Origin of the sequence: Pukyongiella litopenaei, from assembly GCF_003008555.2 — a bacterium.
Classification (GTDB): domain Bacteria; phylum Pseudomonadota; class Alphaproteobacteria; order Rhodobacterales; family Rhodobacteraceae; genus Pukyongiella; species Pukyongiella litopenaei.
The window spans coordinates 3,577,987-3,603,105 of sequence record NZ_CP027665.1; the positions used below are offsets into that span (position 1 = coordinate 3,577,987).

At 57.3% G+C, this 25,119-nt stretch carries 21 protein-coding genes and 4 pseudogenes; 12 read left to right on the forward strand and 13 right to left on the reverse strand.

Translation table 11 applies throughout. The features are described 5' to 3' along the window. Positions 1-77: 77 nt before the first annotated feature. On the reverse strand, positions 78-1,484 hold the full coding sequence (locus C6Y53_RS17450) for a TolC family outer membrane protein (RefSeq protein ID WP_244614870.1): 1,407 nt from the start codon (positions 1,482-1,484) through the stop codon (positions 78-80). Positions 1,485-1,650: 166 nt separating this feature from the next. Here C6Y53_RS17450 and C6Y53_RS17455 point away from each other — a divergent pair, with 166 nt between their 5' ends. After that, complete coding sequence (locus C6Y53_RS17455) at positions 1,651-2,340, forward strand: OmpA family protein (RefSeq protein ID WP_244614871.1); 690 nt, start codon at positions 1,651-1,653, stop codon at positions 2,338-2,340. A 648-nt stretch (positions 2,341-2,988) separates the two neighbouring features. Beyond that, a pseudogene (locus C6Y53_RS17460) lies at positions 2,989-3,270 on the forward strand (transposase); the annotation flags it as partial. A 232-nt stretch (positions 3,271-3,502) separates the two neighbouring features. On the opposite strand, the gene C6Y53_RS17465 reads toward C6Y53_RS17460, so the two are convergent. After that, on the reverse strand, positions 3,503-4,525 hold the full coding sequence (locus tag C6Y53_RS17465; protein ID WP_106473601.1) for an IS110 family RNA-guided transposase: 1,023 nt from the start codon (positions 4,523-4,525) through the stop codon (positions 3,503-3,505). A gap of 78 nt (positions 4,526-4,603) precedes the next feature. Between C6Y53_RS17465 and C6Y53_RS17470 the strand changes: the two are divergent. The 3 genes and pseudogenes from C6Y53_RS17470 to C6Y53_RS17480 form a co-directional block, all read left to right on the forward strand. Then, positions 4,604-5,458, forward strand: a pseudogene (locus C6Y53_RS17470) (IS3 family transposase); the annotation flags it as partial. Positions 5,459-5,670: 212 nt separating this feature from the next. Next, complete coding sequence (locus tag C6Y53_RS17475; protein ID WP_244614872.1) at positions 5,671-7,440, forward strand: amidohydrolase; 1,770 nt, start codon at positions 5,671-5,673, stop codon at positions 7,438-7,440. Between the two features lie 23 nt (positions 7,441-7,463). Further along, positions 7,464-7,721: a putative hemolysin gene (locus tag C6Y53_RS17480; protein WP_244614873.1), complete on the forward strand. Its 258-nt coding sequence runs from the start codon at positions 7,464-7,466 to the stop codon at positions 7,719-7,721. 520 nt (positions 7,722-8,241) lie between these two features. Here C6Y53_RS17480 and C6Y53_RS17490 read toward each other — a convergent pair. Beyond that, a pseudogene (locus C6Y53_RS17490) lies at positions 8,242-9,096 on the reverse strand (IS3 family transposase); the annotation flags it as partial. A gap of 239 nt (positions 9,097-9,335) precedes the next feature. Here C6Y53_RS17490 and C6Y53_RS17495 point away from each other — a divergent pair. From C6Y53_RS17495 to C6Y53_RS17525, 7 genes and pseudogenes are all read left to right on the forward strand, one after another. Next, entirely contained in the window at positions 9,336-10,220 is an 885-nt protein-coding gene (locus C6Y53_RS17495) for an ArdC family protein (protein ID WP_106473603.1), read from the forward strand. Next, entirely contained in the window at positions 10,217-10,420 is a 204-nt protein-coding gene (locus tag C6Y53_RS17500; protein ID WP_014880597.1) for a hypothetical protein, read from the forward strand. Before C6Y53_RS17495 ends, C6Y53_RS17500 begins: the two co-directional genes overlap by 4 nt. Then, positions 10,417-10,620: pseudogene (locus C6Y53_RS17505) on the forward strand (hypothetical protein); the annotation flags it as partial. The gene C6Y53_RS17500 and the pseudogene C6Y53_RS17505, both read left to right, overlap by 4 nt. 7 nt (positions 10,621-10,627) lie before the next feature. Beyond that, on the forward strand, positions 10,628-10,909 hold the full coding sequence (locus tag C6Y53_RS17510; protein WP_106473604.1) for a hypothetical protein: 282 nt from the start codon (positions 10,628-10,630) through the stop codon (positions 10,907-10,909). 174 nt (positions 10,910-11,083) lie between these two features. Next, entirely contained in the window at positions 11,084-11,674 is a 591-nt protein-coding gene (locus tag C6Y53_RS17515) for a helix-turn-helix domain-containing protein (RefSeq protein ID WP_106473605.1), read from the forward strand. After that, positions 11,661-13,469, forward strand: coding sequence for a relaxase/mobilization nuclease domain-containing protein (locus C6Y53_RS17520; protein ID WP_106473606.1), 1,809 nt, complete (start codon positions 11,661-11,663; stop codon positions 13,467-13,469). The genes C6Y53_RS17515 and C6Y53_RS17520 overlap by 14 nt, the downstream gene beginning before the upstream one ends. Beyond that, positions 13,462-15,354 (forward strand): type IV secretory system conjugative DNA transfer family protein, encoded by a 1,893-nt coding sequence (locus C6Y53_RS17525; protein ID WP_106473607.1) that lies wholly within the window; start codon positions 13,462-13,464, stop codon positions 15,352-15,354. Before C6Y53_RS17520 ends, C6Y53_RS17525 begins: the two co-directional genes overlap by 8 nt. A 78-nt stretch (positions 15,355-15,432) precedes the next feature. Here C6Y53_RS17525 and C6Y53_RS17530 read toward each other — a convergent pair whose 3' ends face one another. The 10 genes from C6Y53_RS17530 to C6Y53_RS17570 form a co-directional block, all read right to left on the reverse strand. After that, positions 15,433-17,895 (reverse strand): AAA family ATPase, encoded by a 2,463-nt coding sequence (locus C6Y53_RS17530; protein WP_106473608.1) that lies wholly within the window; start codon positions 17,893-17,895, stop codon positions 15,433-15,435. Continuing rightward, positions 17,892-18,068 (reverse strand): hypothetical protein, encoded by a 177-nt coding sequence (locus tag C6Y53_RS21085; protein WP_211299419.1) that lies wholly within the window; start codon positions 18,066-18,068, stop codon positions 17,892-17,894. Before C6Y53_RS21085 ends, C6Y53_RS17530 begins: the two co-directional genes overlap by 4 nt. A gap of 195 nt (positions 18,069-18,263) precedes the next feature. After that, on the reverse strand, positions 18,264-19,262 hold the full coding sequence (locus tag C6Y53_RS17535) for a TrbL/VirB6 family protein (RefSeq protein WP_106473609.1): 999 nt from the start codon (positions 19,260-19,262) through the stop codon (positions 18,264-18,266). Positions 19,263-19,282: 20 nt separating this feature from the next. Further along, the gene (locus C6Y53_RS17540; protein WP_211299420.1) at positions 19,283-19,459 is read right to left on the reverse strand and encodes a DUF4177 domain-containing protein; all 177 of its coding nucleotides are present in this window, start codon (positions 19,457-19,459) and stop codon (positions 19,283-19,285) included. Continuing rightward, on the reverse strand, positions 19,452-20,447 hold the full coding sequence (locus tag C6Y53_RS17545; protein WP_106473610.1) for an ATPase, T2SS/T4P/T4SS family: 996 nt from the start codon (positions 20,445-20,447) through the stop codon (positions 19,452-19,454). The genes C6Y53_RS17540 and C6Y53_RS17545 overlap by 8 nt, the downstream gene beginning before the upstream one ends. Before the next feature lie 2 nt (positions 20,448-20,449). After that, entirely contained in the window at positions 20,450-21,763 is a 1,314-nt protein-coding gene (locus C6Y53_RS17550; RefSeq protein WP_106473611.1) for a TraB/TrbI/VirB10 family type IV secretion system protein, read from the reverse strand. Beyond that, positions 21,756-22,451 (reverse strand): TrbG/VirB9 family P-type conjugative transfer protein, encoded by a 696-nt coding sequence (locus C6Y53_RS17555; protein ID WP_106473612.1) that lies wholly within the window; start codon positions 22,449-22,451, stop codon positions 21,756-21,758. Before C6Y53_RS17555 ends, C6Y53_RS17550 begins: the two co-directional genes overlap by 8 nt. Before the next feature lie 3 nt (positions 22,452-22,454). Continuing rightward, positions 22,455-23,105: a VirB8 family type IV secretion system protein gene (locus C6Y53_RS17560; RefSeq protein WP_106473613.1), complete on the reverse strand. Its 651-nt coding sequence runs from the start codon at positions 23,103-23,105 to the stop codon at positions 22,455-22,457. A 4-nt stretch (positions 23,106-23,109) separates the two neighbouring features. Then, complete coding sequence (locus C6Y53_RS17565; protein WP_106473614.1) at positions 23,110-23,889, reverse strand: type IV secretion system protein; 780 nt, start codon at positions 23,887-23,889, stop codon at positions 23,110-23,112. After that, positions 23,886-25,034, reverse strand: coding sequence for a lytic transglycosylase domain-containing protein (locus tag C6Y53_RS17570; RefSeq protein ID WP_211299421.1), 1,149 nt, complete (start codon positions 25,032-25,034; stop codon positions 23,886-23,888). Before C6Y53_RS17570 ends, C6Y53_RS17565 begins: the two co-directional genes overlap by 4 nt. Positions 25,035-25,119: the final 85 nt, after the last annotated feature.

A 25,119-nucleotide genomic window follows, 5' to 3' on the forward strand; every position in this document is an offset into this window, starting at 1 on the left:
CCGCAAGTTTGCTTCGAAATTCTGGCGCTGTGTCGTCAGTCAGGGAAATTGCAGCGGTCTCCTATACCGGCTTTGGCCTATTTTTTTTTTGATACATTTCGTCGCCAATTGCTAAAGGACTTGGCGTCAAAATGCTGATTGGGTTCGGCAGAGCTAACCGGTGGCGCTCCGGCTTGGTCACGGGCATAGGGTTTTGCATCTTCCGGGGGCTCAATGCCGAGCGAAGACAACAACGTACCTGACGCTGCCAGCACGCGATATTCTACGTAAACGCTTAGAGAACGGGCATTGATCAGTTCGGCCTGTGCCCGCACCAGTGCGTTCTGGGTGTTGAGAACATCCAAAAGCGAACGGGCGCCAACAATGAACTCTTTTTCGTAAGTGTCACGTAGCTCTTGCAGTTCTGAGACCTGGTTTTCCAATAGGCCTACGCGGCGGTGGATCTGTACCATAGAGTTCCAGCTGTGACGCATTTCACGTTCAACCAACCGGGTTTGTGACAACAGCCGTGCCCGGCTTTCGTGGACGCGCCGTGCTTGTTCCTCGCGCTGGGCCCGTTGGGCACCGCCCTGTAGCTCGTATGTAAGCCGTATGCCGAGAGACACATCATTGACGCGACCATCTATGCCGTTGAGATCATCACCGTACCGTCCCTCCAATACCAGATCCAGGCTGGGAAACAGGTTGTGTTTGGCACGCCGCGCCATCGCGTCGGCAGCGCCAACATCAGCTTGTGAGAACTTGATGGTTGGATTGTGCCGCCGCGCCGTTGCCAGCGCCAGATCCAGTGAACCAGGTACCGAGGCTGCTATGGATCGAACAGGCGACAGGGACTGGGGGGCAATACCTACGACCTCCAGGAACATCGCCTCGGTATCCGCTTGATCCAGTTCGAACTGGAGCAAAATATCCTGCGCTACCAGCAGACGCTCTTCTGCCTGCAGCAAATCGCTGGGGCCGACGACCCCATTGTCAAACGCCTTTTGCAGACGAGACACTGCGGTGCGGTGATAGGCGATGTTTGAACGCGCCAAAGACACCTGCGCACGCATTCGTCTTACGTCGGCAAAAACGCGCACAGCCTCGAGTGCGAGAAACTCGGATCTTTCAAGAACACGCAACGCGGCTGCATCGACCCGATATGCCTGCCGTTCGATTTCTGATCGTGTCCAATACCCGTCAAACAAACGTTGCGAAATCGAGGCCGAAAGCTCGTATCCCTGAATATAACCACCGGTGCCATTGGTCGTTTCTCCGATGTCACGGCTGGTCCCGGTCCAACCATCCAACGAGAACTTGGGGGCGCGAAAGGCGCGGGCGCGTTCCAATTCGAACTCAACCGCCTGTTTGTTGAACTCAGCAGCCTGAATGTCCGGATTGCTTTCAAGCACATAGGTAATAGCATCAGACACGCTGAGTGCCATAGCTGCAGTCGAAATTGAAAGGCCGGCGACAACGCCGTGAAAAAACAATGAAATTCGCACGATACACCTCAAAATAGTATTGGTATCTTCTGCCCAAACTATCGGATTTTGAAACAAAGAGCTAGCACTGAAACAAAGAGGGGAGACTATCCTTGAGTGCGTAGTTGCCATTTGACGGCAAAACGACGAAGATGAGTGGGCTTTTCTGAGCGTTATCTTACTTGAGATGGATTTTGAAACCATGAGATTTCTTGCTGTTGTGAGCTCAGTAATTTTTCTGTTCTCGGCCGGAGTGACCTGGTCTCAGGCACTTGGGGAGGTGAATTTTAGTTTTGATTCTAGTGTGTTAAGTGGCGAAGCGCTGGAGCAGGTCCAATCTATTGCGCTCCAGTTGAAGTCCAGCGGCAGCTACAAGCAAACAGTTCTGATCGGACATACGGATGCAGTCGGGGGGGCGGGGTATAATCAATCCCTTGGCCTGCGTCGGGCCGAAGCCGTTCGAAATGCGTTGATTGCTGCTGGTGTTCCAGCCAGTCGAATTGGCACTGTGGCCAGCCGTGGCAAAAATGAACTGTTGGTAAGTGTCGCCGGACCAGAGCTACGCAACCGCAGGGTATCGGTTTCTCTGGATGACATCATGGGTGCCTGCCGCAGTTGGCGCGATGTTGGATTGACCACTGAGTCTGTTGGTGGCGCTCTTCAGCAAGATCTTGCAACGCGCCTGCAAGAGGCAACGCAGACCTATTCACGGCTCTCTGGCTCCGGTCGAAATGGTTCGGCGTATCAAATGGCCGGCGCCGCGCGCGAGGATTGCGATGTCGCTGTTGGTTACAGAGCTGATACGGTTCGCAAACTGGAATATGCAAAGCGCTGTTTTTGCAATTATGCGCGCATGAAAGTGGCTGTGGGTGACTAAGTCGGGCTGTCTTCGGTCCGCGTTTCGCTATCACAGCAGACTGACCGAGCAACTGAACTGACAAGTCCGGTTCATACGGCACTATGCAAAATGCTGTTCATGTTAGAAGGGAGCGGTGCTCTAGCGCCGAACATAGCTAAGCAACGAGGTAGTTGCGTCTTGGCACTTGGGGGCTGATGAATTGGAGGCGAGTACCGGAATCGAACCAGTGTACACGGATTTGCAAACCGGAGTAAACGGATTAAAAATCAGTTACTTACAAGTTGCTAGTTGGTGCTGCGTGACACGCTCTGGGGCGGGTGTTTTTCCGTCGAAATGCCGTTGAATAAAATGTGTTTTAAAACAATGATTTAAGCGGCCTTCCGGTGCCGGAGAAATTTCGAGAGTGAAAACGCTTCGGTAGCTTGGAGTTTTTTCAGAAAATGATGGTTGCTCCCAAAGGCGCTATTCGTTCGGAACCCAAAAAAACGGGCTTAGTGTTAGGATGGAAGGATGTTGCCGAAATTGTTGAGTTTAAAAGTATAGCATTAGCCTCTGCGGAAGATATTGGTTCGATGGTATTCCATGTAGGCTGCTTGCCCCTTAGTGAGGGTGATCCTCCCCCACTGAAGTGGTCCGCCGCTATGTTTAGAAAACGGAGGATTCACGATGGGAAATAAGCGACACAAGCCCGAGGAAATTGTCACGAAGTTACGGCAGGTTGAGGTGCTTGTCGGGCAAGGAATGGCGCGGGTTGATGCTATCCGTGAGGTTCGCATAACCGAACAGACCTATTATCGCTGGCGCAAGCAATATGGTGGGATGGGAACCGACCAACTTAGGGAACTAAAACGCCTTCAGAAGGAGAACGAACGGCTGAGAAAGGCTGTGTCCGACCTCACTCTGGACAAGTTGATCTTGGCGGAAGCTGCGAAGGGAAATGTATGGTCCGCCCGCGATATGCAATCTCAGATTTCGATGCGCTGAACTGTTGCGTCAATGTATCCGGCCTCTGTGTGGAGCACTCAGCTCCGGGCCTTGATGGGTATCCGCTGCCGCATATTGCTTGATACTAGCTCGGCCAGAACTGGCCAGTTTCCCTCTTCAGCATCTATGCGTGGCGGATCGTTGCAGCGCCATCTCCTCTCACATCGCACATCATTCTTGGGCTTCAGGCTTACGATTAAGCCGGAAGCGATCTGTATTCCGTTTCATTGGCCAATACTGACCAGGCAATTCGCGCCAGTTTGTTTGCCAAAGCCACGGTGGCGATATTCTTGTGGGTTCGCTGTTCAAGGTCATTAAGCCATGTTCCAATCCGGTGCGTCGAACGGTTCCCGTTCATTTTGAAGCTCCGGGCGCCATGGATGAACATTCGGCGGAGATATGTATTCCCGCGCTTTGTGATGCCGCCCAATCTGGTCCTGCCGCCGGTCGACATTTGCCTTGGCACCAACCCGAGCCATGTTGCAAAGTCCCGCCCTCTTCCAAAGGCTGATCCGTCTGCGACGGCCGCAATCGTTGCTGTCGCGACCAACGGTCCGACACCTGGTACTGTCATCAGGCGTTGGCAGGCCGGATCTTTCTTGGCAAGAGCCTCGAGTTCTTGGGTGAGGGTCCGAACGGCAGCATCTGTTGACTGCCATTCTGCCCAGAGACCCGAGATTAGGGTTCGCATGGCTGGCGACACGGTTGTGTTCTCTTCTTCAAGAAGGTTCTGAACCACACCTCGCAATCCGCCACGCCCTTGGCGCATGGTAATCCCATGTTCAACCAAAAGCCCTCGGATTTGATTGCTGACAGCAGTGCGACGGCCTACCAGACGGTCCCGAACGCGATGAACAGCCTGTAATTCTAGCTGTTCTCGTGTCTTGATCGGAACGAACCGCATTGTCGGTCTTTGGACCGCCTCGCAGATTGCTTCGGCATCAAGAAAGTCGTTCTTCTGAGTTCTGAGATATGGCTTCACATATTGGGCCGGCATCAAACGCGCATCATGGCCCAACTCTGTTAGAGTACGCGCGATATAGTGGGCGCTGGCACAAGCCTCCATTCCGACCAAACACGGTGGCAGGGACCGAAACAGCGCGAACAGTTGTGGTCTGGTGTACTTCCTGCGCTTTACGATGTGCCCTTGGACGTCCATCGCCACGACGTGAAAAACATTCTTGCCGAGATCGATCCCGACGACTGCAAACTCTGACATGATCCTTTCCTCTTTTTTTGATCTATAGGGAGGATGACCTGAACAGTCGCTCTCCCGAAAGGGCGGACCATCCCATTACTTCTAAGCCCCGCGCGTCGCCGGACTTGTATCGATCACGTGCGAAGCCAGTTCCGGATTTCTGAACGTCGAGCCTGTCGTGTGCTGAAGCAACACCGATCTACACAACGAAAGTTGCCTCGGGGCCGAGCCGATGAAGAGAAACTGGCCGCGGATATGATTGAGCTGGCACGTCAGTATGGCCGATACGGTTACCGCCGGATCGCGGCATTGCTGAGAGATGGAGGCTGGCAAATCAACGACAAGCGTGTGGAGCGTCTGTGGCGACGTGAGGGGCTGAAAGTGCCAATGAAACAACCGAAGAAAGGGCGGCTCTGGCTGAATGATGGATCATGCGTTCGGCTCCGGCCCGAGCATCGCAATCACGTCTGGTCTTATGACTTCGTGCATCATCGAACCGACGATGGGAAGGTGTTCCGCACTTTGAACATCCTCGACGAACACAGCCGGGAATGTCTGGCAATCAGGGTAAAGCGCAAGCTGAACTCTGGCGATGTGATCGACGCCTTGAGCGACCTGTTCATCCTGCGCGGTGTGCCTTCCTATATCCGCTCTGACAACGGCCCAGAGTTCATTGCTCAGGCGGTTCAGGACTGGATTAAAGCCGTTGGCGCCAAGACCGCCTACATCCAGCCGGGCAGCCCCTGGGAGAACGGATACTGCGAAAGCTTCAACGCCCGGTTCCGCGACGAGTTTCTAAACGGTGAGGTCTTCTACAGCCTGCGCGAGGCTCAAATCCTGATCGAACAATGGAGGAAACACTACAACACCAAACGACCGCATAGTGCTCTGGGCTACCGCCCGCCGGCGCCGGAAACCGTCGTCCCGATGGACCAGAGGCCAATCATGCACTAACAATCAAACTGGACCACTTGGGTGGGGCTGATCAATCCGTCGTGTCTCACTTAAAATGCATTTGACACAGTGAGCTGGGAGGCTTGAACAAAATGACCAACTTGAACCGGAGAACTTTTGTCTGGGCCAGTCTGTTGGGAGCGACGTCACTGACGCCGGCGGGGCGGGCCATCGCGCTAACTGGATCGTTGCAAGACGTGGGAAGCCTCGCAATGGCCGCACCAAAGGCTACCATCTACACCGCTCGCGAGATCGTCACGCTGGAGCCGACGCAGCCGTCCGCCGAGGCGGTGGCGGTCGTAGGCGGGCGAATCCTCTGGGTCGGGAGCCTCGAGGAGACGACCGCGATCCTCGGCGACCAGCCCCACGACGTCGACACGACCTTCGCCGACCACGTGATCGTTCCGGGCTTCGTGGCCCAGCATGACCACCCGGTGCTCGCCGCGCTGACCATGTCGTCAGAGATCCTGTCGATCGAGGACTGGGTCCTGCCCTCGGGGACTGTGCCGGCCGTGAAGGACAAGCAGGACTTCATTGACCGGCTGACGGCCGCCGTCGCGGCGGCGCCCGGTTCCGGCGAGCCGGTCCTGACATGGGGCTATCATCCGGCGTTCTACGGCTCCCTGACCCGAGCCGAGCTCGACGCCATCAGCACAACCCGGCCGATCCTCGTCTGGGGTCGCTCTTGTCATGAGTTCTTCCTGAACACCGCCACACTCGAGCGCTGCGGGCTTACCCGCGAAGCCTACGCGGCCTTCTCCGCGTCAGCGAGGGAGCAGAGCAACTACGAGGATGGCCACTATTGGGAACAGGGTATGTTCGCGATCCTGCCCCACATCGCTACGATGGTGGCAAGCCCCGAGAGGCTTCAGGCCGGTCTTGAACTCAGCAGGGACTACATGCACGCCAAGGGGATTACCTTCGGCAACGAGCCGGGCGGCATTCTTGCCAAACCCGTTCAGGACGGAGTTAACGCCGTCTTCTCGAGCCCCGACATGCCGTTTCGCTGGTCCTTCATGCCGGACGGCAAGAGCATGGTCGGCATGTATGCCGACGACGCGCAGGTCATTGCCGAGACCGAGAAGCTCGCCTCTTGGTATGGCGGCATGACGGGTATGACGTCGAAGCAGGTCAAGCTCTTCGCAGACGGGGCTATCTATTCGCAGCTTATGCAGGTGCGCGATCCCTACCTCGATAGCCACACGGGCGAGTGGATGATGGACCGGGACGTCTTCGAGCGCGCCTTCCGGATTTACTGGGACGCAGGCTACCAGATCCACATCCACGTCAACGGCGATGAGGGTTTGAACCGCGTTCTCGACACCCTCGAGACCAACCTGCGGCGCAACCCGCGCTACGATCACCGGACCGTGCTCGTGCATTTCGCGGTGAGCGGCGCCGATCAGGTCAGCCGCATCAAGGCGCTTGGTGCCATCGTCAGCGGCAATCCCTACTACGTCGCGGCGCTGGCCGATCAATACGGGAAGGTGGGCCTCGGCCCAGAGCGCGCGGACGAGATGGTGCGCCTCGGCGACGTCTCGCGGGCGGGTATCCCGTGGTCGCTCCACTCCGACATGCCTATGGCACCGGCCGATCCTTTGTTCCTTATTTGGTGCGCGGTGAACCGCCTGACGACCTCGGGCCGGATCGCGGGGCCGGACCAACGCGTGACCGTCGAGGAAGCGCTGCGTGGGGTCACCATCGAGGCGGCTTACTCGCTGAAGCTCGAGGACGAGATCGGGACGATCTCTCCCGGCAAGCGGGCAAACTTCACTATCCTCGATGCGAACCCCCTCTCAGTCGACGCGATGGAGATCCGAAACGTCGGCGTCTGGGGCACGGTTATGGAAGGACGGATACTTCCCGCAGGTGGGGCGGAGCGGAAAGCCTCGCTTGATCTGCCGGGGGAAAGCAAGGCGGAACGGGCGTTCATGGAAGCTGCTCTGCACCACGCGTTGACGGTCGCCCATGGCCCGCATTGATCCGAAGTTGAAAGGGAGCAAATATGAATGTTGAAAGCAAAGTACTGGGAATCTTGTTTCTCACAGTCGGTGTGGCCATGACCGGCTGTTCTCCGGAGACGGCCGAGGATGAACAGCCGTCGGCAACAGCTCTTGCTAACCCCGCTGCGAACTACTGCGTCGAAAATGGTGGAACATACGAGATCCGTCGTGCCGCCGACGGCTCGCAGACCGGGGTCTGCATCCTCGAGGACGGCGCCGAGGTCGAAGCCTGGGACTATTTCAGGGAAAAGGCGGGATGAAGTGACGGCGGTCGTTGGGTACCGCATGCGTTGATGACCGCTTTGTACCAGAAGCGCCGGCCGGAACGGTCGGTTCGAATGTCTGGAAGATCCCGCAGACCGTCAGTTCGATCTAGTCCAGATCTTGCACTTGCAGCGAAGGTCCGCAAAGCGGGCTGCGAACGCAGCATCACGAGCATAGGGTGAAGGTCCGATTAGGGCCGGTTTCATTCCAACCTTCTCGCCCGTTCTGCCATCCGCTGAACCACTGAAATAGTCGCAGCGCCCGCCTGACTTATCCCAGCCCCGGCGATCTCAGCATTCGACCTCGTCCCAAACCGTGCCCGCGCCCGTGAGCCCTTGCTTCCGATCAAACCCTTGGCGAACCCGCCAGGACTGGGAATGCTCGGCGGTCCGGCCATCATGAAGTTGCCCGAGATTGAGCGGACGATCAGCGGAGTGGCGATGATCATGCCGCCTGCGAGAAACATCATCATGAAGAAGGGCTGATCAGCCCCACCCAAGTGGTCCAGTTTGATTGTTAGTGCATGATTGGCCTCTGGTCCATCGGGACGACGGTTTCCGGCGCCGGCGGGCGGTAGCCCAGAGCACTATGCGGTCGTTTGGTGTTGTAGTGTTTCCTCCATTGTTCGATCAGGATTTGAGCCTCGCGCAGGCTGTAGAAGACCTCACCGTTTAGAAACTCGTCGCGGAACCGGGCGTTGAAGCTTTCGCAGTATCCGTTCTCCCAGGGGCTGCCCGGCTGGATGTAGGCGGTCTTGGCGCCAACGGCTTTAATCCAGTCCTGAACCGCCTGAGCAATGAACTCTGGGCCGTTGTCAGAGCGGATATAGGAAGGCACACCGCGCAGGATGAACAGGTCGCTCAAGGCGTCGATCACATCGCCAGAGTTCAGCTTGCGCTTTACCCTGATTGCCAGACATTCCCGGCTGTGTTCGTCGAGGATGTTCAAAGTGCGGAACACCTTCCCATCGTCGGTTCGATGATGCACGAAGTCATAAGACCAGACGTGATTGCGATGCTCGGGCCGGAGCCGAACGCATGATCCATCATTCAGCCAGAGCCGCCCTTTCGTCGGTTGTTTCATTGGCACTTTCAGCCCCTCACGTCGCCACAGACGCTCCACACGCTTGTCGTTGATTTGCCAGCCTCCATCTCTCAGCAATGCCGCGATCCGGCGGTAACCGTATCGGCCATACTGACGTGCCAGCTCAATCATATCCGCGACCAGTTTCTCTTCATCGGCTCGGCCCCGAGGCAACTTTCGTTGTGTAGATCGGTGTTGCTTCAGCACACGACAGGCTCGACGTTCAGAAATCCGGAACTGGCTTCGCACGTGATCGATACAAGTCCGGCGACGCGCGGGGCTTAGAAGTAATGGGATGGTCCGCCCTTTCGGGAGAGCGACTGTTCAGGTCATCCTCCCTATAGATCAAAAAAAGAGGAAAGGATCATGTCAGAGTTTGCAGTCGTCGGGATCGATCTCGGCAAGAATGTTTTTCACGTCGTGGCGATGGACGTCCAAGGGCACATCGTAAAGCGCAGGAAGTACACCAGACCACAACTGTTCGCGCTGTTTCGGTCCCTGCCACCGTGTTTGGTCGGAATGGAGGCTTGTGCCAGCGCCCACTATATCGCGCGTATGCCCATGTCACCGACACCATTATTGCAGAGATTGAGGCGGGCACGCCGCCTTGGCGCAAGCCGTGGACAGGGAGCGCGTCGGGCATTGCCCTGCCAACCCGACACAATGGCGAGGAGTATCGCGGGATTAATATCCTGATGCTCTGGGTGATGGCGGCCAAGCATGGCTATGTTTCGAGCCGCTGGATGACCTACAAACAGGCGCAGGAGCTGGGTGGACAGGTCCGCAAAGGTGAAACGTCGTCGACCGTAGTCAAATACGGGACGTTCACCCGAGAGAACGAACTGGGTGTCGAGGAAGAGGTGCCCTATGCGCGCGCCTACCGCGTCTTTAATGCGGACCAGATCGAGGGTCTGCCGGAGGATTGCTACATCCGGCCCGAGGCCCCGCGCGATCTGGGAACGGCCGAAGATCCTGAGCTTGAGGCGTTTTTCGGCCGGATCGGGGCGGAGATCCTCACCAGTGATGATCCGCGCGCCTATTACAGCCCCGCCAAAGATCACATCCACATGCCACCGATTGCCACGTTTCACGATGCGGCAGGCTACTATGGGACTTTGGCCCATGAAGTGATCCATTGGACTGGCAGCGAAAAGCGGCTTGAGCGGATCAAGAAGTTTGCCAACCGCGAGGCCTACGCCTTTGAAGAGCTGGTGGCGGAAATCGGTGCTTGTTTCCTTGGTGCTCAGATTGGCGTCGCGCCGGAATTCGACCAAAGCGCCGCCTATGTTGAAGGGTGGTTGAAAGCGCTCAAAGAGGACAAGCGGGCGATTTTTCGCGCGGCGTCCGAGGCGCAGAAAGCTGCCGACTTTGTTTTGCACGCAGCAGGTCAGAGCAAGGAGGTGGCGGCATGACCCCGGACTACCACAGCGATGATTTCGCGACCGCGCGTCTGGAAGACACGGTCAGCCTGCGAAGCGCCGCCCGTGAGGCGCGCGCCACGCTTTACGCGGTGTTGAACCGGCTGGAGCTGAACGATCTGGACGGCGAGGAGCAGCCCTATATCGATGACTGTCTTGGGGCGCTCGCAATCCTTGAGGAGGCGTTGCGATGACCTTGGAAGAGATCAAAACAGCAGTGGACGCGGGCAACCGCGTTCACTGGGCCAACAGCGGGTATGTGGTGACGTGCGATGGTCTTGGGCAGTACCTCATCACCTTCTCGCGGAACGGGTCAGCTATTGGTTTGACCAGTCGGGATGGCACTCGCCTGAACGGCAGGCCTGATGAATTTTTCATCGGGGAAAGTGCAGAGGTTCGCCATGAGGTATTCTGACATCAGGCAGGCGGCCCGAGAGGGCCGCGCCAGCGTGCATCTGCATGGGTTCAGCAATCTGCCCGATGGCGGGCAGGAGTATTGTGATGATTCAGCACTGATCGATGGCTGGGCAATCTATGTCCGAGTTGAGACCCCGGACGACCCGCAACAGCCCTTTGATTTGCACGAGCTGCCGGATCATCAAACCTATGCCAGCGCCGAAGGCGCGGCCCGCGCAATAGCGCTGCAATTGCTTGGCGATGCTGAGGCGTGGAACCACGATTAGTGGTGCCATGCCTTGCGCATGTGGCCGGGCTTTGCCCGGCGGTCGCAGCGTAGGGCTGCTCCAAACGGAATACAGGCAGCTGATGCAATATTATAATATTGAATCAATTATGGCGAAATGCCATAACAGGGCTGCCTGTATGATGCTGGCAAGAAATAGGGGTGATTACTTCACATGGGCCGACCGCGCGCACCACGGCACAAGCGACTGACGCAGAACCAGCGTTTTGCCATCGTGCGCAAGCGTGCCGAAGGTGTGCCAATCGAGGATCTGGCCCGCGAATTCGGCGTCACGACCCGAAGCATCTTCTACACGTTGAAGGCCGATCAAAGCCGCAAACTCGACGCGCGCGTGCGCTCCGAACTGGTAAATGTCCGGCTGACGCCAAAGGAGCTCGCGAGCTTCGATGCGGTGCTGACGCGGCATGAAATTGCCAGCCGCGCCGAGGGGTTGCGGCGGCTGATCTATGCGTCGAACGATCTATTTGTTCCCGACGATGAACTGGCCAACCAGATGCAGGGGTTATCGGCCTCTCTCAATCGCACCGGCAACAACATCAACCAGATCGCGCAGCGTCTGAATGAGGCAAAGCGCCAGGGTAAAACGCCGCCTTATGGCAATTCTGCCCATGGCGAGGTGCGCGCTCTGGCCGGGCTGATCTTCAACATCGCCGACCAGGTTCAGGACATGGCGCAGCGCCGCCGAAGTGCGCTGTCCGGCGAGGTTGCCCGCGTTTTGGGAGGCTTTGCCAATGGCCCGGAATAGTGCCGTTGCCGCCGTGCAGGAGGCCTTTTTCGATCGCGACTGGAGCCGCATTCGCGGCAACGTCCCGCGCGCCCGTGCCAAGCAAATGGCGCGCGCCGCCATGGGGCATTCCCCCGCGATCTTCAAAGCCATTCGCGACGGCGGAACGCACAACAAAGCGCAGCTGCGCAACCAGCTGGAATACCTGACCACCAAGTCGAGCTTTATCATCGACAGCCGTGGCACCTATGACGGTCAAAGCGTCTTGTCCGCGAAAGAGATCGAACAGGTCACGCGACGGTTTTCAGCGCAGTGGAATGAGGGATTCCATCCCAAGCTGGGGCATACCTCGCATCTCTTGATGGCTTTCCCGATTGGTACGCGCGGAGAGGATGTCGCCGAGATCACGCGCGAGATTTGCGAGCGGTTCTTTCAGGGCGACGGCAGCCATTTTGACTACATCGCCGCCGTGCATGAGGACCGGGACCATCCGCACGCGCACATCGTTCTGAACCGGCGCAGCAAGGACGGTGAATTCTTCTTTCTGAAAGAAGGGCACCACTTCAACTACGACAGTTTTCGCGAAGCGATGGTGGAGGTGTCGGACCGCTATGGGCTGCGGCTTGAGGCGACGCGAAAGCTGGAGCGCGGGATCACGACGAAGAGGCCAAGCGACGTGGACCAACGTCGTGCTGAAGCTACGGGCCAGAAGCTGACCGAGCGCGAGCGCGTGGGACCAGAGCTTGACCGTGCCTTGGTCGAAGTGGCGCAGAACGCGCTGCTTTATCGCGGATTGGCGGCCGAAGCCTCGCGTGAGAACCAGCATGACATTGCAGCGGCCTTGGACAAGGCCGCGAAACTTTTGGCGCAGGGCAAATCGCTTGAAGCAGATGGAAAGGTATATGGCATGGCCGAAGAACAGCATTCCTTTGATGAGGTCGTGGATTCCTTTCACGACAAGTTAAACCAAGCCGAGCGCATTGTGGCGGACGCTCCGGTCGAACGGCGGGTGGCGCTCGAGCATGAGCTGAACGACATCTATCGTTCACTGTCGCATCTGAGCCCAATTGGAACGCAGTCCCACACCTTGCTCGAGGACGCGTCCAAGAGTGGGATCTATTCCGCTGCGAATATACGGGCCGAGGCCCAAGGCGCTTTGCAGGATCCAGCTCTTGCAGAGCGTCTTCAGAAAGCTTTGAAAGGCACCGGCATAGACGCGCAGGATGTGACGCGTCGCGTCGAAATCGGCGCGGGGAACGCAGCACTGGAGCGGCAGTGGCTTGGGCAGGATCTGAAGGCAATTGCCGAGAAGGAAGGCTTTGACCTGTCACGCGCCGATGAGCTCGAGAAAGCGATCGACCGTCTCGACCAAGTGCACAGTGATCTTGGGCGAGTGTTGGCAGATGTCGAGGTTCTCAAGGACAGTGGGGCGGTGGAAGCCGACCGGCAGGAAAGCATGGTCGACAGGTTGCCGCCGACTACCGCTGATATCCTGAGCCGTTTGAGAGATGATCCGACGGCAGAGCCATTCCGCAGCGATCTGGAGCGCGAGACCTTGAGGGCCGAACTGGAGGATCTGGTCGGTGAAGAAAACACCCCTGACTTGGCGATTGGCGATGAGACCGCGCTGGAGGAACATATCGAAGACCGCCTGGATCGGCTCTATGCGGCCAAAGCCTATCTGCAGAGCGATGCCGCTCTAGCGAGCAGCGTGGGGATGGAGCACGTCCTCGACGAGATCGCCAATGAAGAAATAGACGCCCGACGCGAGCGGCATGTCGATAGCGATGGCGAAAAGGGCGTGACGCATGGGTAAGGCACGGATCGCACTCGGCGTCATGAGCTTTGCTCTTCTGGGCGCGGTGCTGGGGTATGTTCTGGCGTCGGCCTGTCTGACGTTCCGCTGGTTCGGGGTTGGGGCAGACATCGATTTCTTGATGCTGTCACGCAGCTATGGGGTTCTTCGAATAACCCACCCCGACGATATGCAGATCGTTCACTTGATCGTCGGGATTAGCACCGGTGCTGGCGTTTTGCTGAGCGCTGTGTTGATGAACGACGCGCTGACCAAGTTTGGTGAAACCCACTGGCAGCACATGTCTGAGATGAAGCGCAACGGCTTCTTCGGCAAGCCTGGCCACGGCTTTGTGCTCGGAAAAATGGGCAAGCCCAAGAGCCGCAAACCTTTTGTCATGTCCAAGGTTTTTCCCCATGCTTTGATCGTGGCCCCGACCGGACGCGGGAAGACTACGGGTTTCGTCATTCCGAACCTTCTGACTTATCAGGGCAGTGCCGTCGTGCTCGACGTGAAGGGCGAAAACTTCGATGCGACGGCGCGCCACAGGGCCGCGCAGGGCGACAAGGTGTTCCGGTTCGCGCCAACAGATTGGAAGGATGGTCGCTCGCACCGCTACAATCCCTTGCTGCGCATATCGGCGCTGGAAAACGTCGACCGCCAGCAGATGGAGCTGCAACTCCTGGCTTCGCTGTTCTTGCAAGCTGATAATGATCGGGTTCAGGGGCTCCTCGATGGCGGTATCGATCTATTCGTGGCGGCAGGGCTCTTGGCGTTCGAGCGCAAGCGGCCGACCTTGGGCGAGATTTATCGCATCACCGCATCAGGTGGCGACAAGCAGAAGGAATATCGCCGCCGCGCCGACGAGGTGGTCAACCCAGCCGCCAAGCTGATCTTCATGCGCATGGCCTCGACCAACAACGACACGCTAACGTCCTACCTTTCGCTCTTGATGACATCTGGCCTCAAACAATGGTCCAACCCCGCCATCGATCGCGCAACCGCGACCTCAAACTTCGATTTCCGCGAAATCCGCAAGACGCCGTTTTCGGTCTATCTTGTGGTCGAACCGCTGATGGTGAAACCCCTCGCACCGCTGATCCGATTGTTCTTCTCGGATTTGTTGGCATCGCTACAAGACCATGAACCTGGCAAGGATGAGCCTTGGCCGGTGATGATTATGCTCGATGAGTTCAACCGGCTGGGTAAAATGCCGATCGTTCTAGACAGCATCGAAACACTGAGGTCCTACCGGGCCAACCTCGCGATCGTCACACAGACGATCCCAGCCTTGGACGAGATATACGGCGAAAATGCCCGCCGCGCCCTGCAGGGTAACGCGGGTATCAAGCTCTACCTGACCCCATCAGATGAAAAGACCATCGAAGAGCTCAGCAAAGCCGTCGGCAAAACAACCAAGCGCGTTGTGACCCGCTCGCGATCGGTCGGCCGAAACCCCTTCGCGGGGCGCAGCATGTCTGAACGGACGGAAGAAACGGCTTTGTTACCCGAGGATGAGGCGCGTCGCATGGATCTTGATGACATCGTCTTTGTGGTCGACGCGCAAATGCCCGTCCGCGCCAAGCGGATCAAATACTACGAGGATCGCTTCTTTAAGCAGATCTTCGACAAGCAGACCGGTGATCTGCCATATCCCTCAGCGGGGGACCAGATGCGCGGGCTGCAAGGGCAGATCAAGGCACTGGAGGCGAAGATTGGAGCGCTTGAGGTGCCGAAGGTGATGCCTGCTGAGGGATCTGAAAGTAGCGGGAAGCGACGTGAAGAGATCGATGATTTGGCCAGAGAAGAGCGGGAGGTGACGTCAGGCAACAAGCCTAATCGGGGCGAATATCAGGCGGGAACAGATCGGGTGGAGAGGTTCATTGCGGGGGCGGCTGACCGATGAGTGTAGGCAGCAGAAGCATCCCCTCTTGGTGCATATTCCAAACAGAATTCGCCGTAATAGATGCACATCGCGCAGGCCCTAAAGCGGCATCTTAGGCTTTTTCTTAAGGTTCAGGTTAACAGAGTTGCATGAACACCGAAGCCCTTCTGGTGCAGTGCCTTTGGGAGAAATATACAGCCATGATCCGCAGTCATCGCATTGTGCGCATGCCAGCAGATCTTTGAACGCCTTAACAATAGGCATAAAGTCGTTGGGACTAAAGTTGGCCCACTCGTTGAAATGTACGGCCTTATTGACGGTCCAGTCTTCCTCGCCCTTGTGAGTATTGGCTGCCTTGAGACGTTGCTTGCGAGCCTGCGCTTTGGACTTTTGGTCCTCGTTGCCCCAGGATTGCGCCGAGTCGACGGCTTTTCCTAGGAGATCTGACAGTCTAGAAAAAGCGCTCGGTAATAGCCCCCCTAGATCGTAGCTGTTGTCTGCTCTGAAGACCGTTTGCGCCCCCAGTTGATCCGCAAGGAGTCGGGCTACAAACTCCATGTGACGCCGCAAAATCGGAGCGGCAACTTCGACCTTACCCTTAGCCAAAGCTGAATCGATTTCCGCCCAAATTTCTGGGTTCGATTCTACCAACGGACCGGTGTCCACAGACCAACTATCAAAGGCCATAGATGTTTTTCGGGTCACCAGCTTTGCCGAACGCATCTGCTCTGCCCAAACTTTGTCATGGGTGGCAATCACGAATTGCGTGTTTGGGAATTCTGCCATCAAAAGTTTGCAAAATTGGTAACGATGGTCTGCATCGACAGACATCACAACATCATCGAGCAGCGCGACGGTAAAACGGTCACCCAAGAGCCGCTTCATCAATGCAAGGTATAGGCATACACCCATGCCATCTTGGTGACCTTCGCTATGAAAAGCACCTGGTGGGAAAAGTCCCCGCTCGTAGAAATTCACATCAAAATCGAGACGCCCTTCAGTTGCTTTAAAACGTGCGACAAATTTTTGCTCATCGCCGTCATTTAAGAGGCGATAAAACTTACTGAAATCATCTTCGACGGCCTCGTATAGCTCGTCGAGTTCCGACTCCATCGCTGCGCACCAAGCGTCATATGCGACTTCGCTGGCGTCTCGTGCCTTTTTGGAAGCTGTCTCGGTGAGACGTGCTGCTTTGTAGTCCTTGAACCGCTGTTCAGCATTGATCAGAAAACTCTGTGCGGCCAACGAAGCAGATTGATCAGGCTTCGCGCGAATAGCGCTCATAAAGTCCGCCAGTTTGGCCCCAAAGCCTTCCGGAATGGCTGGCCATCCACTGGCCAAGCGATCCTTCAACTCCAAGATTGTTGCGAAAGACTTTAGTTGCTCCTGAAAAAACGCCAAGTCTTTGCCCCATGTGACGACGCTGGACAGCATTTCAACTGCGCTCTCAATCTTGGCAATACGGTGAGTTTCGAGCAGCAGCGCTTTCAAGTTTCCCACTTCCGTCGAAAGTGATGATGCATGCTCAATGAGCTTTTGCTTCAGCTCTCCTGCCGCTTGCGATTTCTGTTGCTTGGCATGTAGGTGCGAAAGAAGATGTGCTTCATCGGGCCATTCATGATCGCACATCGGACATGACGGGCCGTCCACCAGCTTCAAGCCACTCTCCACCAACTCCCGTTGTTGCAACGAAACGAGGAGCCGTGCGTCCTTTTCGAGTTGCTCGATCTGATCGATAAGAGCTTCAGCATCAGGAGACGGAGATTGCCCAAGCTCGACGATCTTCTTGTTAAGCTTGTCCAGTTCGATCAGTGCTGCGGATTTATTGAGCGATTGTTCACCGGTAGGTTCCGCCAAGCCCTGGTCGATGATTGTATCAGCCGTCATTGCGTCGTGGATTTCCAGTCCTAGCAGCTTGCGCTTTGCATTGACCGCTTCCAGCATTTCAGCTGCAGACAAAGACGTGATGCCTAGGTGCTGCAACAGCGTATCTCTTTTGTCCTGCGTATCTTTTTCCGCTGCAATCGCTGCCCGGTTGAGCTTGCCGTATGCTGTGTTCAGTGCCGAACGGGTCTGACCCAACTCATCGATCTTTAGAATCTCTTGAATCTGTGCCGATCGCTTCGTTGGTTCAACCAAGATGAATTTCAGAATTTCTCTTCTCGCCAAAGTGATTTCGGGATGCTGAGAAACTTCGTCCAAAATTTCCACGATGTCCGGATCGTTCGGTTCGATACTTGGCTTCTTGGGGGCAGAAACCTTGCGAGTGAGCTTGGCTTTTTTGCCAAGTGTCGGGAAGGATACCTCCAGCTCTACAAATGCAGCATCTGGGAATTTGATATGGTCTACATGAGGACCATGATCTGCTAGTGACAGCCCTTTGGTTCCGGTTCCGGTCAATCTTCCAATCTGACCAGTTAGCGCAAATTCGATGGCGTCAATGACGCCACTTTTTCCCGAGCCGTTCGGGCCGGATATCGCGAAGGTCTTCTCAGCCAAGTTGATGTCCAACTTACGAATTCCACGAAATTCTTCGATGTGTGCTGAAACGATCTTGATCACAGAACTTCCCCTCCGTCTGGAAGAGTGAAAATCGCGGCCAGATCGTCGGCCTTAATTTTTCGACCTTCTTTCAGAAGCGCTTCAAGCTTCGTTGTTTTGGATGAGTCAAAATTTTCATCATTTGAAAGTGTTTCGAGAAATTTGTTTGCAACTGAATCCTGAAGCGACGCCATTTTACACCAAGCTTGTTTAACCTGATTTACTATAGGTTGAGTGCAAGTTTCTCGTAAGGGGTCTCGTTTGGAAAAGTTTGAAATCTGACACCATCCGAAAGCTTTGACTGATGCATGGCGCTTATTGCAAAACGCTGTCTTGGCAGGCTTTCTAGCAATACCTTTCTAACTTGAAGCAGTTTGAAAAGGACCAATTCATTCCAACCGCTTCGCACGCTCAGCCACCCGCTGAACCATCGAGACAGTCGCACCGCCCGCCTGGCGTAGTCCAGCCCCGGCGATCTCAGCATTTGACCTCGTCCCAAACCGCGCCCGCGCCCGTGAGCCCTTGGTTCCGATCAAACCCTTGGCGAACCCGCCAGGACTGGGAATGCTCGGCGTTCCGGCCATCATGAAGTTGCCTGAGATTGAGCGGACGATCAGCGGGGTGGCGATGATCATGCCGCCTGCGAGGAACATCATCATGAAGAAGGGCACCAGCGCGCCGATGTTGCTCGCGCCAGAGGGGTCTCCTAGTTCAGTCATGAGCGAGCGGGACATGCCAACGACCGTGGAAAACACCCCAGCGATCACGAGGGGGTAGAGAGCATAGGATACCGTGTTGGACAGCCAGCGATGGAAATAGTCCTTGCTGACATCAAACAGCGACAGTGCGATCATGATGGGGGCGATGCCGATCATGAAGGCCAGCATGATCTTGGCGAAGATCAGGACAAGGCCGCAGAGCGCGCCGATCACGCCGAGGAGGAAAGCGCCGATCGCGCCGATCAGGGCTCCGGCCATCCAATGCATGTTGTCACCGGCCGCGTTCAGATAGTCACCAAATTCTTCGATAAGATCGTCGAAGGCCTCTGCAAAATAGGATGCACCTGCACCGCCGCCGCCAAGCCCCGCCACCATGCCGCCTGCGAGTTGGTCGAGCCCATCGATCAGCGCGCTCGCTACCGCATTGAATTGGACCCAGTTCATCGCAAAGAGGGAGATCAGCATGAGCTTGAGGGCGAACCAGAACGCGGTCCGCCCATCCATGGATTTGTACTGAAACACCATGTTGAGGAAGACGCCGATCACAGCCAACGTCGAGGCTACGGCAATGACGCCGCCAAGCTGACCGGCGACGTTGCCAAAGGTGGTTTGAGCTGCGTCATCCAGAAAGTTTTCGGTTGTCTCTACCATCCAGGTGACGACGCCCATCGGTTCCTCCTCGGTTGAATTTAGGTGGTGTCACCAGTGCGACGTTTCAGGAATGCCTTCAGGATGTGCTCACCGTCGAAATCTGGCACGACAGAGACCAGCTCCCAGCCATCTTGGCCAAGGGCGGTCAGCTGCGCTTCGATCTTCAGTGGCTTAGTTTTGGCGGTGTTGATCAGTTCAATTTTGTATTCAAACATGGGCTGTTTCCTTTGAATGGGCCGGATCAACCGGCAGGTAGAATTCGGTGATGCCGCGCGCGCCTTCATGGCGACCGGCTTGGATAATCACATCGATCGAGCGGGTGATGTAGTCGTTCATGTCCTGGTAGGTCATGGGCACGTCCGTTTTCAGGGCGGCGATGGCGAGACGCTGAACCGCCAGCTGAGGGGTTTCAGCGTGCAGCGTGGTGAGTGAGCCACCATGGCCAGTGTTTATGGCCTCCAAGAAGGTCACGGCCTCTTTGCCGCGTACTTCGCCGAGGACGATGCGGTCCGGGCGCATGCGCAGGGTGGAGGTCAGAAGGACATCAGCGCTGCGCGTGGCCTCATCGCGGTCAGACATCAGTGTGACGACATTAGGCTGCGTTGGACGTAGTTCGGCGGCTTCTTCGATGGTGATGATGCGCTCATCGGCGGGCACAAAGGAGAGGATCTTGCGCGCCGTGACGGTCTTGCCGGTGGAGGTCCCGCCGGACACGATCATGTTGAGCTTGTGGGTGACGCAGAACTTGATCGCAGCGTCGATATCGCACGTGGCCACGACATCGCGCAGCTCGGCGTTGCGCTTGCGCCGCGCACCTTCATTGCTGCGTTCTTTGCCGAAGAGATAAGACAGCTTGATTTGGTCCAATGGCAGGTCCGCAAAGAACCGCAGGGAAATCGCATAGCCGCCATCGACAGCGGGGGGCTGAATGACTTGCGCGCGGATTGGGCGGTCACGGTAGGTGATGCTGACCGACACAATGGGCTTAGTCCGGCTGAGCGTGGTGTTCGCGGCCGAAGCAATCTGATTGCCCAGGTCTTTGATTTCGTTTGGCGAGAGCGGTCGATTGACGGACCGCATAAAGTGATCCCCCTGAAACTCGGCCCACAGCGTGCCGTCGGGGTTGATGCAAAGCTCGATCAGCTTTGGATCACGCGCCTCGGGGATCTTGTCCATTGAGCTTTGCAGATAGCTTGCGGCCATGCTCAGAATATCTCCAGATCGCGGTCGACCATCACGGTGACGCGGGCACCTTGATCGACGTAGATCACGGGCGAGACGGAGAGATATTCGCCAATCACGCTTTGCGCGCTGTCTTGCAAGTCTTCGCCAATGCCTTCCAAGACGTCAGAGGTAATCCCATCTTCGGTGTTTTGGGCTGCCACTGCAGGCAAGGCTCCGATCAGAGATATCAGCGCGGCAGAACCGAACCGCGTGCCAAAGCGGCTGTCGACAAAACCGGTCGTGCCGGAGCGCCCCAGTTCATCGCCACCAAACGCGCTGATTTCAACGGTCTGGTTGCTAGGAAGAATTATCCTATCCCAGGCAATCGTTACGCGTTGCTGCGCGATGTCGAGGCCGGATTGATATCGTCCTACCAGCCGCGCGCCGCGCGGGATCAGTATCCGCGAGCCGTCGAAGGCATGTACATCTTCCGATACCATTGCGCGGACCTGTCCAGCGAGCGAGCTGTCGATTGCGGTCTCCAGCACGGCCTGGATCATCGTGCCCTGAACAACCGTGTTTGACGGGTTCACGATCAACTGGGCTTGCGTCACCTCGGCGGGTTCAGCGCCATTCCGAACAAAGTCTGTATCGCCATCAAGCCGCCGCTGCTGTGCGGCGGTTTCATTTTTGCCGCCTCCGGTGCCGCCAAAGGCGATGATTGGGCTGGCGATACGGGCTTGTAGCTCTTCAAGTTCGGCTTGCCGCCGCCGTTCCAGCTCCTGAAGGCGCAGTTCCTCGGCCGTCGGGCCGGTTGGTGCAAGTGAGCGCGGGGCTTCCAGGCGTGCAAGCTCTAGATCGTTCTGTAGTCGCTGGATTTGCCGTGCGCGTTCTTCCAACTCTTCGCGCAGGGCGGTTTGCGTCGCAGCGGCCTCACTGCGCAGGGCATCGATCTCTGCTCCCAAGGTATCCAATGCTTGTGTGTCGACGGTTGGGGCTTCAGGTGCAGGCGCATTCCGCAGGGCTTCGAGCTCGGACCGCATGGCATCCATTTGCGCGCGCAACTCTTCTGTTTCGCTGTCTAGTTCCGGCTCGGGTGGCGGGGTTGTGTCAATCGATGCAGACGTTGGCTCGAGCGCGCCAAAGCCCGGTCCGGCAGCTTGGAACTCATCTGGGGACGCGGTTTCCAGGCTGTCGGGTTCAGAGCCGCCAGAGAACAACATCAATAGGCCGCCAAGAGCCGCGATTGCCCCAATGCCTAGGGCGACGGCGAAAAATGATGGTCGCGTTTTTGGGTTTTGTGATTTTCCTTCAAGCGCTTCGAGGCGTTTCTTAAGCTCAGCTGTTTCACTCATTGTGGTTTGCCTCGCTCATCTCTTGGACGCAGATCTCGTCCTCACCAAGCCTTAGCACCCATCGATCGCTGACACCTGATACACGGATCACGCCATCTGGCCGCGCCAGCGCATTTACGCTGCGCTCATTGCCCGCCGACCAGCGAAAGATCGCGGGCAGCGGCGCGTTTGCGGCAAAGCGGAAATAGGTGAAGGTGCCGTCATCCCAAATCTCGCGCGGGGTGATTTCGGACCGCGCGCTGACGCCATAGGCGTGGTTTGAAGGTTGGCTTGCGGCCACACGAGATTGACGTGGTGCCGCCACAGGATAGGTGAAGCGAATAACGTAGAAGGTCGGCGAACTCGCCTCGGTCACGTTGAAATAGTAACTGCGCCGGTTGGTGTAGACGGTGATGTTGGTATGCGCACCGCGTGTGACGGGCTTGATCGCAAAAGCCTGACCACCGGGCACGCCGTCCAACAGGAAGCCTTCGGTGTCGCCCGCAATGATCGAGCGGATGGTCTCGCCTTGGCCAAACTCAATGCTGGTCACATGGGTCAGGCTGGTGCGGATACGGTAGACCTGCCCATCCTGATAGGTGGCCAGCCGGACGCGGGCATCATAGGGGCCTTGGCGCGGCTGGGTTTCTGCATAGGCGGTGCCAGCGAGTGAAATTAGGAAGGCGAGGGCCAGGAACAGGCGGCGCATGGGTTACTCCAAACGATCCGAGCGGATCGCGTATTCGGTGACGGTGAAGCCGAAAGGGTTCTGCCAGACATCGTCGATCGACCGGCTATTCTCGGGCCTAAACTCAAACATCAGCGTTGCGGTGAAGAGCCCGTTTTGACTGCCGCGCGGCGAATTAAGCCGCTTGCGCAATCGCACCTGGGCACGATTGGTGCTGATATGGGTGATCGAGAGCACCTCGACCTCAAGCCGCGCATCTGTGCCGTAGCTGTCGGGCGGATAGGCCTCATGGCCGCTGGTCCAAAGTGCGCGCAGTCCTGCGGCGGCCGCGCCGTCCGACTGGTCCAGGACCCGCCGCACGCGCACATCATTGTCGAGCTGATTGTATGTCTCTCGATCAATGACATAGCGGTAGACCTGTGCCTCGATGATAGCGGGGCGTTCCGTGAGTGAGACCGCTTCAACCATGGCATTGGGGAGGGCCATGCCGGTTTCGCTATCAAAGGGCACGATCATGGGCGGCGGGTCCACGTCGAACAGGGCCACGAGGGCAGCGGAGAGGCAACCTGCCATGCCAAACGCCATGCCTGTCAGCCCCAGTTTCTGCCACATGAGCTCGCGTCGTCGTGCGCCGTAGACGAGCTCTTCTTCGATGATTTCTGCCTCACTGTTCATGGGGTCAGTCCGCGCGCAGGTCTGGCAGGGTGAAGTCCATGTAGCGGCGCTCTTCGGCCAGTGTGGCGGCATCCACCACGCCAGATTGGCCAGCGCCGACCGTTTGAATGGCTTCGAGCTCCCACATGCGCGTCATGGCGATGGCTAGCTCGGCCGTGACGCGGGTGTTATGATCGACTGCTTCCTTGAGCGTTTCCATGTCCGGGATCAGTGAGACCAGTTGCTCAACCCGTTCAAGGGATTGCGCTGCCTCGTCATAGCTGTTCTCAGCGGCCGCCGACATCACTGCCCCGGTGCCAGCTTGGCTGGCAATGCGTTCTGCGCCCGGATTGCCGCTGCTGGCCATGTCGGACAGGCTGTCTTGGTCAAAACCTGCATTCTCCAAGGCTTGCGTCATCCGGCCTTCCATCTGAGGGGCGGCGTTGCCGATAAGGCCGCTGAAGTCACCGCTTTGAATTTGCCGGATGGTGCCAAGGAGATCGTCGAATTCCTGATCGAGTAGGCCGTCGAGATCACCACCCATAGCCATATCAAGGATATCCGTCGCGCCGGTCAGGGCTGCGTAGGTTTCGTTCAACGTATCGAGTTGCTGCTGCACCAGGTCGAGCTGCTCGAGAAGCGTGTCGAGCTGGTCGGTCTGGATCCCAAAATCCTCCAGCATTTGCTGCAGCTGACGAATTTCCTGCGCGATGTTGCGCGTGTCGACCGTGGGGACACCTTGGGCAAATAGGGGTGAGGCAAACAGCAACGCGCAGGTGGTTACGGCAGAAAGAAAGCGGATCATCGGAGTACCTCCAGATCGAATTGCATGAAGTCTTGTTCGCGCGCCTGCGCGGCTGCCATGGCCAGTTCAGCCGCACTAAGAGGGCGGGTATGAGCTGCCTTGAGGCGCGTGCGGATTGCGATCAGGCGAGCGAGTTCTGCCCGCGCATAGGTGTTGAGCGACATCGCCGTGTGAATGTCATCTGTCTCGCCAATGCGGGTGATGATGTCCTGCACGCGCAACGCGGCCGCTTGCACGGAGACCAAGGAGTAATCGCCATAGACCCCTGCGCCGAATGAGGTCAGGCTCATCGTGGAGTTGGCGAGCAGAACCGGATCAATCGTGCCGAGCGCATCAACACCGCCGACGCGTGCAAGGTAGAGATTGTAGCGTTCGGGGATGACCTGAACGTAATGCTGGGTCTCAGCAAAGGGCGGCACGCCGCCGTAGCGCTGCACATTTCCGGGACCGGCATTGTAGGCCGCCAGCCCGTGAATGATGTTGCCATCAAACATGGCCAGCATCTGGGCCAGATAGCGCGCGCCGCCGGTGACCTGGATGTAGGGGTTTTCATAATAGGCCGGGTAAATCCCGAGATCCTGCGCCGTGCCTGGCATGATCTGGGTCAGGCCGAATGCACCAACAGGCGAGCGCGCGCCGATGGTGAAACGGCTTTCCTGCCAGATCAGCGCCTGCAACAGACAGCGCCACTGCTTGGGCGACAGGCCTGCAGCGCGCACACCGGACATATGGTGCGTTTCTTGGGCGGCACGAATGATCAGCTGTTCAATCGATCCCGAGGCATCGCCGAACATTTGTGCCGCGCCGGGGTTCGGATCGACCGAACCATAGAGCGTGCCTGCGGCGCTTTCAGGTGTTGAACCAGCTTCTAGGCTTGCGACCAGTGCGCCTGAGTTCCCGCTGGCTAACGTCGTGGCATCAAGGATGTCTTCCAGCGCCTGGAGTTGTTCCTGCTCGAGCTCTTCAAGCTCTTCCTCTTTGGTCAAACGATCCCGCTGCAGTGCCAGATCCTGTTCGCCCTGCTGCAACACGCGCTCGCGCTGCAAGAACATGCCCGCATCAAAGGTCGGCACGCCTTGGGCATAGGCAAATGGCGCGGCGAGCGACACCAAGCCTGCAAAGATATGCAGGCGGTGCTTATTCACGGAGACTACCAATCGGCCCGAGCAGCTCGAAATTGCAGTTGCTGCGACTGACCTCGGCAAAGGAGTTAAAGCATTTGGCTTCAGA

Bases quoted from the DNA above. Each gene is read 5' to 3' on its own strand.
- C6Y53_RS17480 (WP_244614873.1), top strand. From the start codon at position 7,464: ATGAATGTTGAAAGCAAAGTACTGGGAATCTTGTTTCTCACAGTCGGT.
- C6Y53_RS17500 (WP_014880597.1), top strand. From the start codon at position 10,217: ATGACCCCGGACTACCACAGCGATGATTTCGCGACCGCGCGTCTGGAA.
- C6Y53_RS17475 (WP_244614872.1), top strand. From the start codon at position 5,671: ATGGCCGCACCAAAGGCTACCATCTACACCGCTCGCGAGATCGTCACG.
- C6Y53_RS17565 (WP_106473614.1), bottom strand. From the start codon at position 23,889: ATGATCCGCTTTCTTTCTGCCGTAACCACCTGCGCGTTGCTGTTTGCC.
- C6Y53_RS17520 (WP_106473606.1), top strand. From the start codon at position 11,661: ATGGCCCGGAATAGTGCCGTTGCCGCCGTGCAGGAGGCCTTTTTCGAT.
- C6Y53_RS17535 (WP_106473609.1), bottom strand. From the start codon at position 19,262: ATGGGCGTCGTCACCTGGATGGTAGAGACAACCGAAAACTTTCTGGAT.
- C6Y53_RS17555 (WP_106473612.1), bottom strand. From the start codon at position 22,451: ATGCGCCGCCTGTTCCTGGCCCTCGCCTTCCTAATTTCACTCGCTGGC.
- C6Y53_RS17550 (WP_106473611.1), bottom strand. From the start codon at position 21,763: ATGAGTGAAACAGCTGAGCTTAAGAAACGCCTCGAAGCGCTTGAAGGA.
- C6Y53_RS17545 (WP_106473610.1), bottom strand. From the start codon at position 20,447: ATGGCCGCAAGCTATCTGCAAAGCTCAATGGACAAGATCCCCGAGGCG.
- C6Y53_RS21085 (WP_211299419.1), bottom strand. From the start codon at position 18,068: ATGGCGTCGCTTCAGGATTCAGTTGCAAACAAATTTCTCGAAACACTT.
- C6Y53_RS17560 (WP_106473613.1), bottom strand. From the start codon at position 23,105: ATGAACAGTGAGGCAGAAATCATCGAAGAAGAGCTCGTCTACGGCGCA.
- C6Y53_RS17510 (WP_106473604.1), top strand. From the start codon at position 10,628: ATGAGGTATTCTGACATCAGGCAGGCGGCCCGAGAGGGCCGCGCCAGC.
- C6Y53_RS17465 (WP_106473601.1), bottom strand. From the start codon at position 4,525: ATGTCAGAGTTTGCAGTCGTCGGGATCGATCTCGGCAAGAATGTTTTT.
- C6Y53_RS17525 (WP_106473607.1), top strand. From the start codon at position 13,462: ATGGGTAAGGCACGGATCGCACTCGGCGTCATGAGCTTTGCTCTTCTG.
- C6Y53_RS17515 (WP_106473605.1), top strand. From the start codon at position 11,084: ATGGGCCGACCGCGCGCACCACGGCACAAGCGACTGACGCAGAACCAG.
- C6Y53_RS17540 (WP_211299420.1), bottom strand. From the start codon at position 19,459: ATGTTTGAATACAAAATTGAACTGATCAACACCGCCAAAACTAAGCCA.
- C6Y53_RS17455 (WP_244614871.1), top strand. From the start codon at position 1,651: ATGGATTTTGAAACCATGAGATTTCTTGCTGTTGTGAGCTCAGTAATT.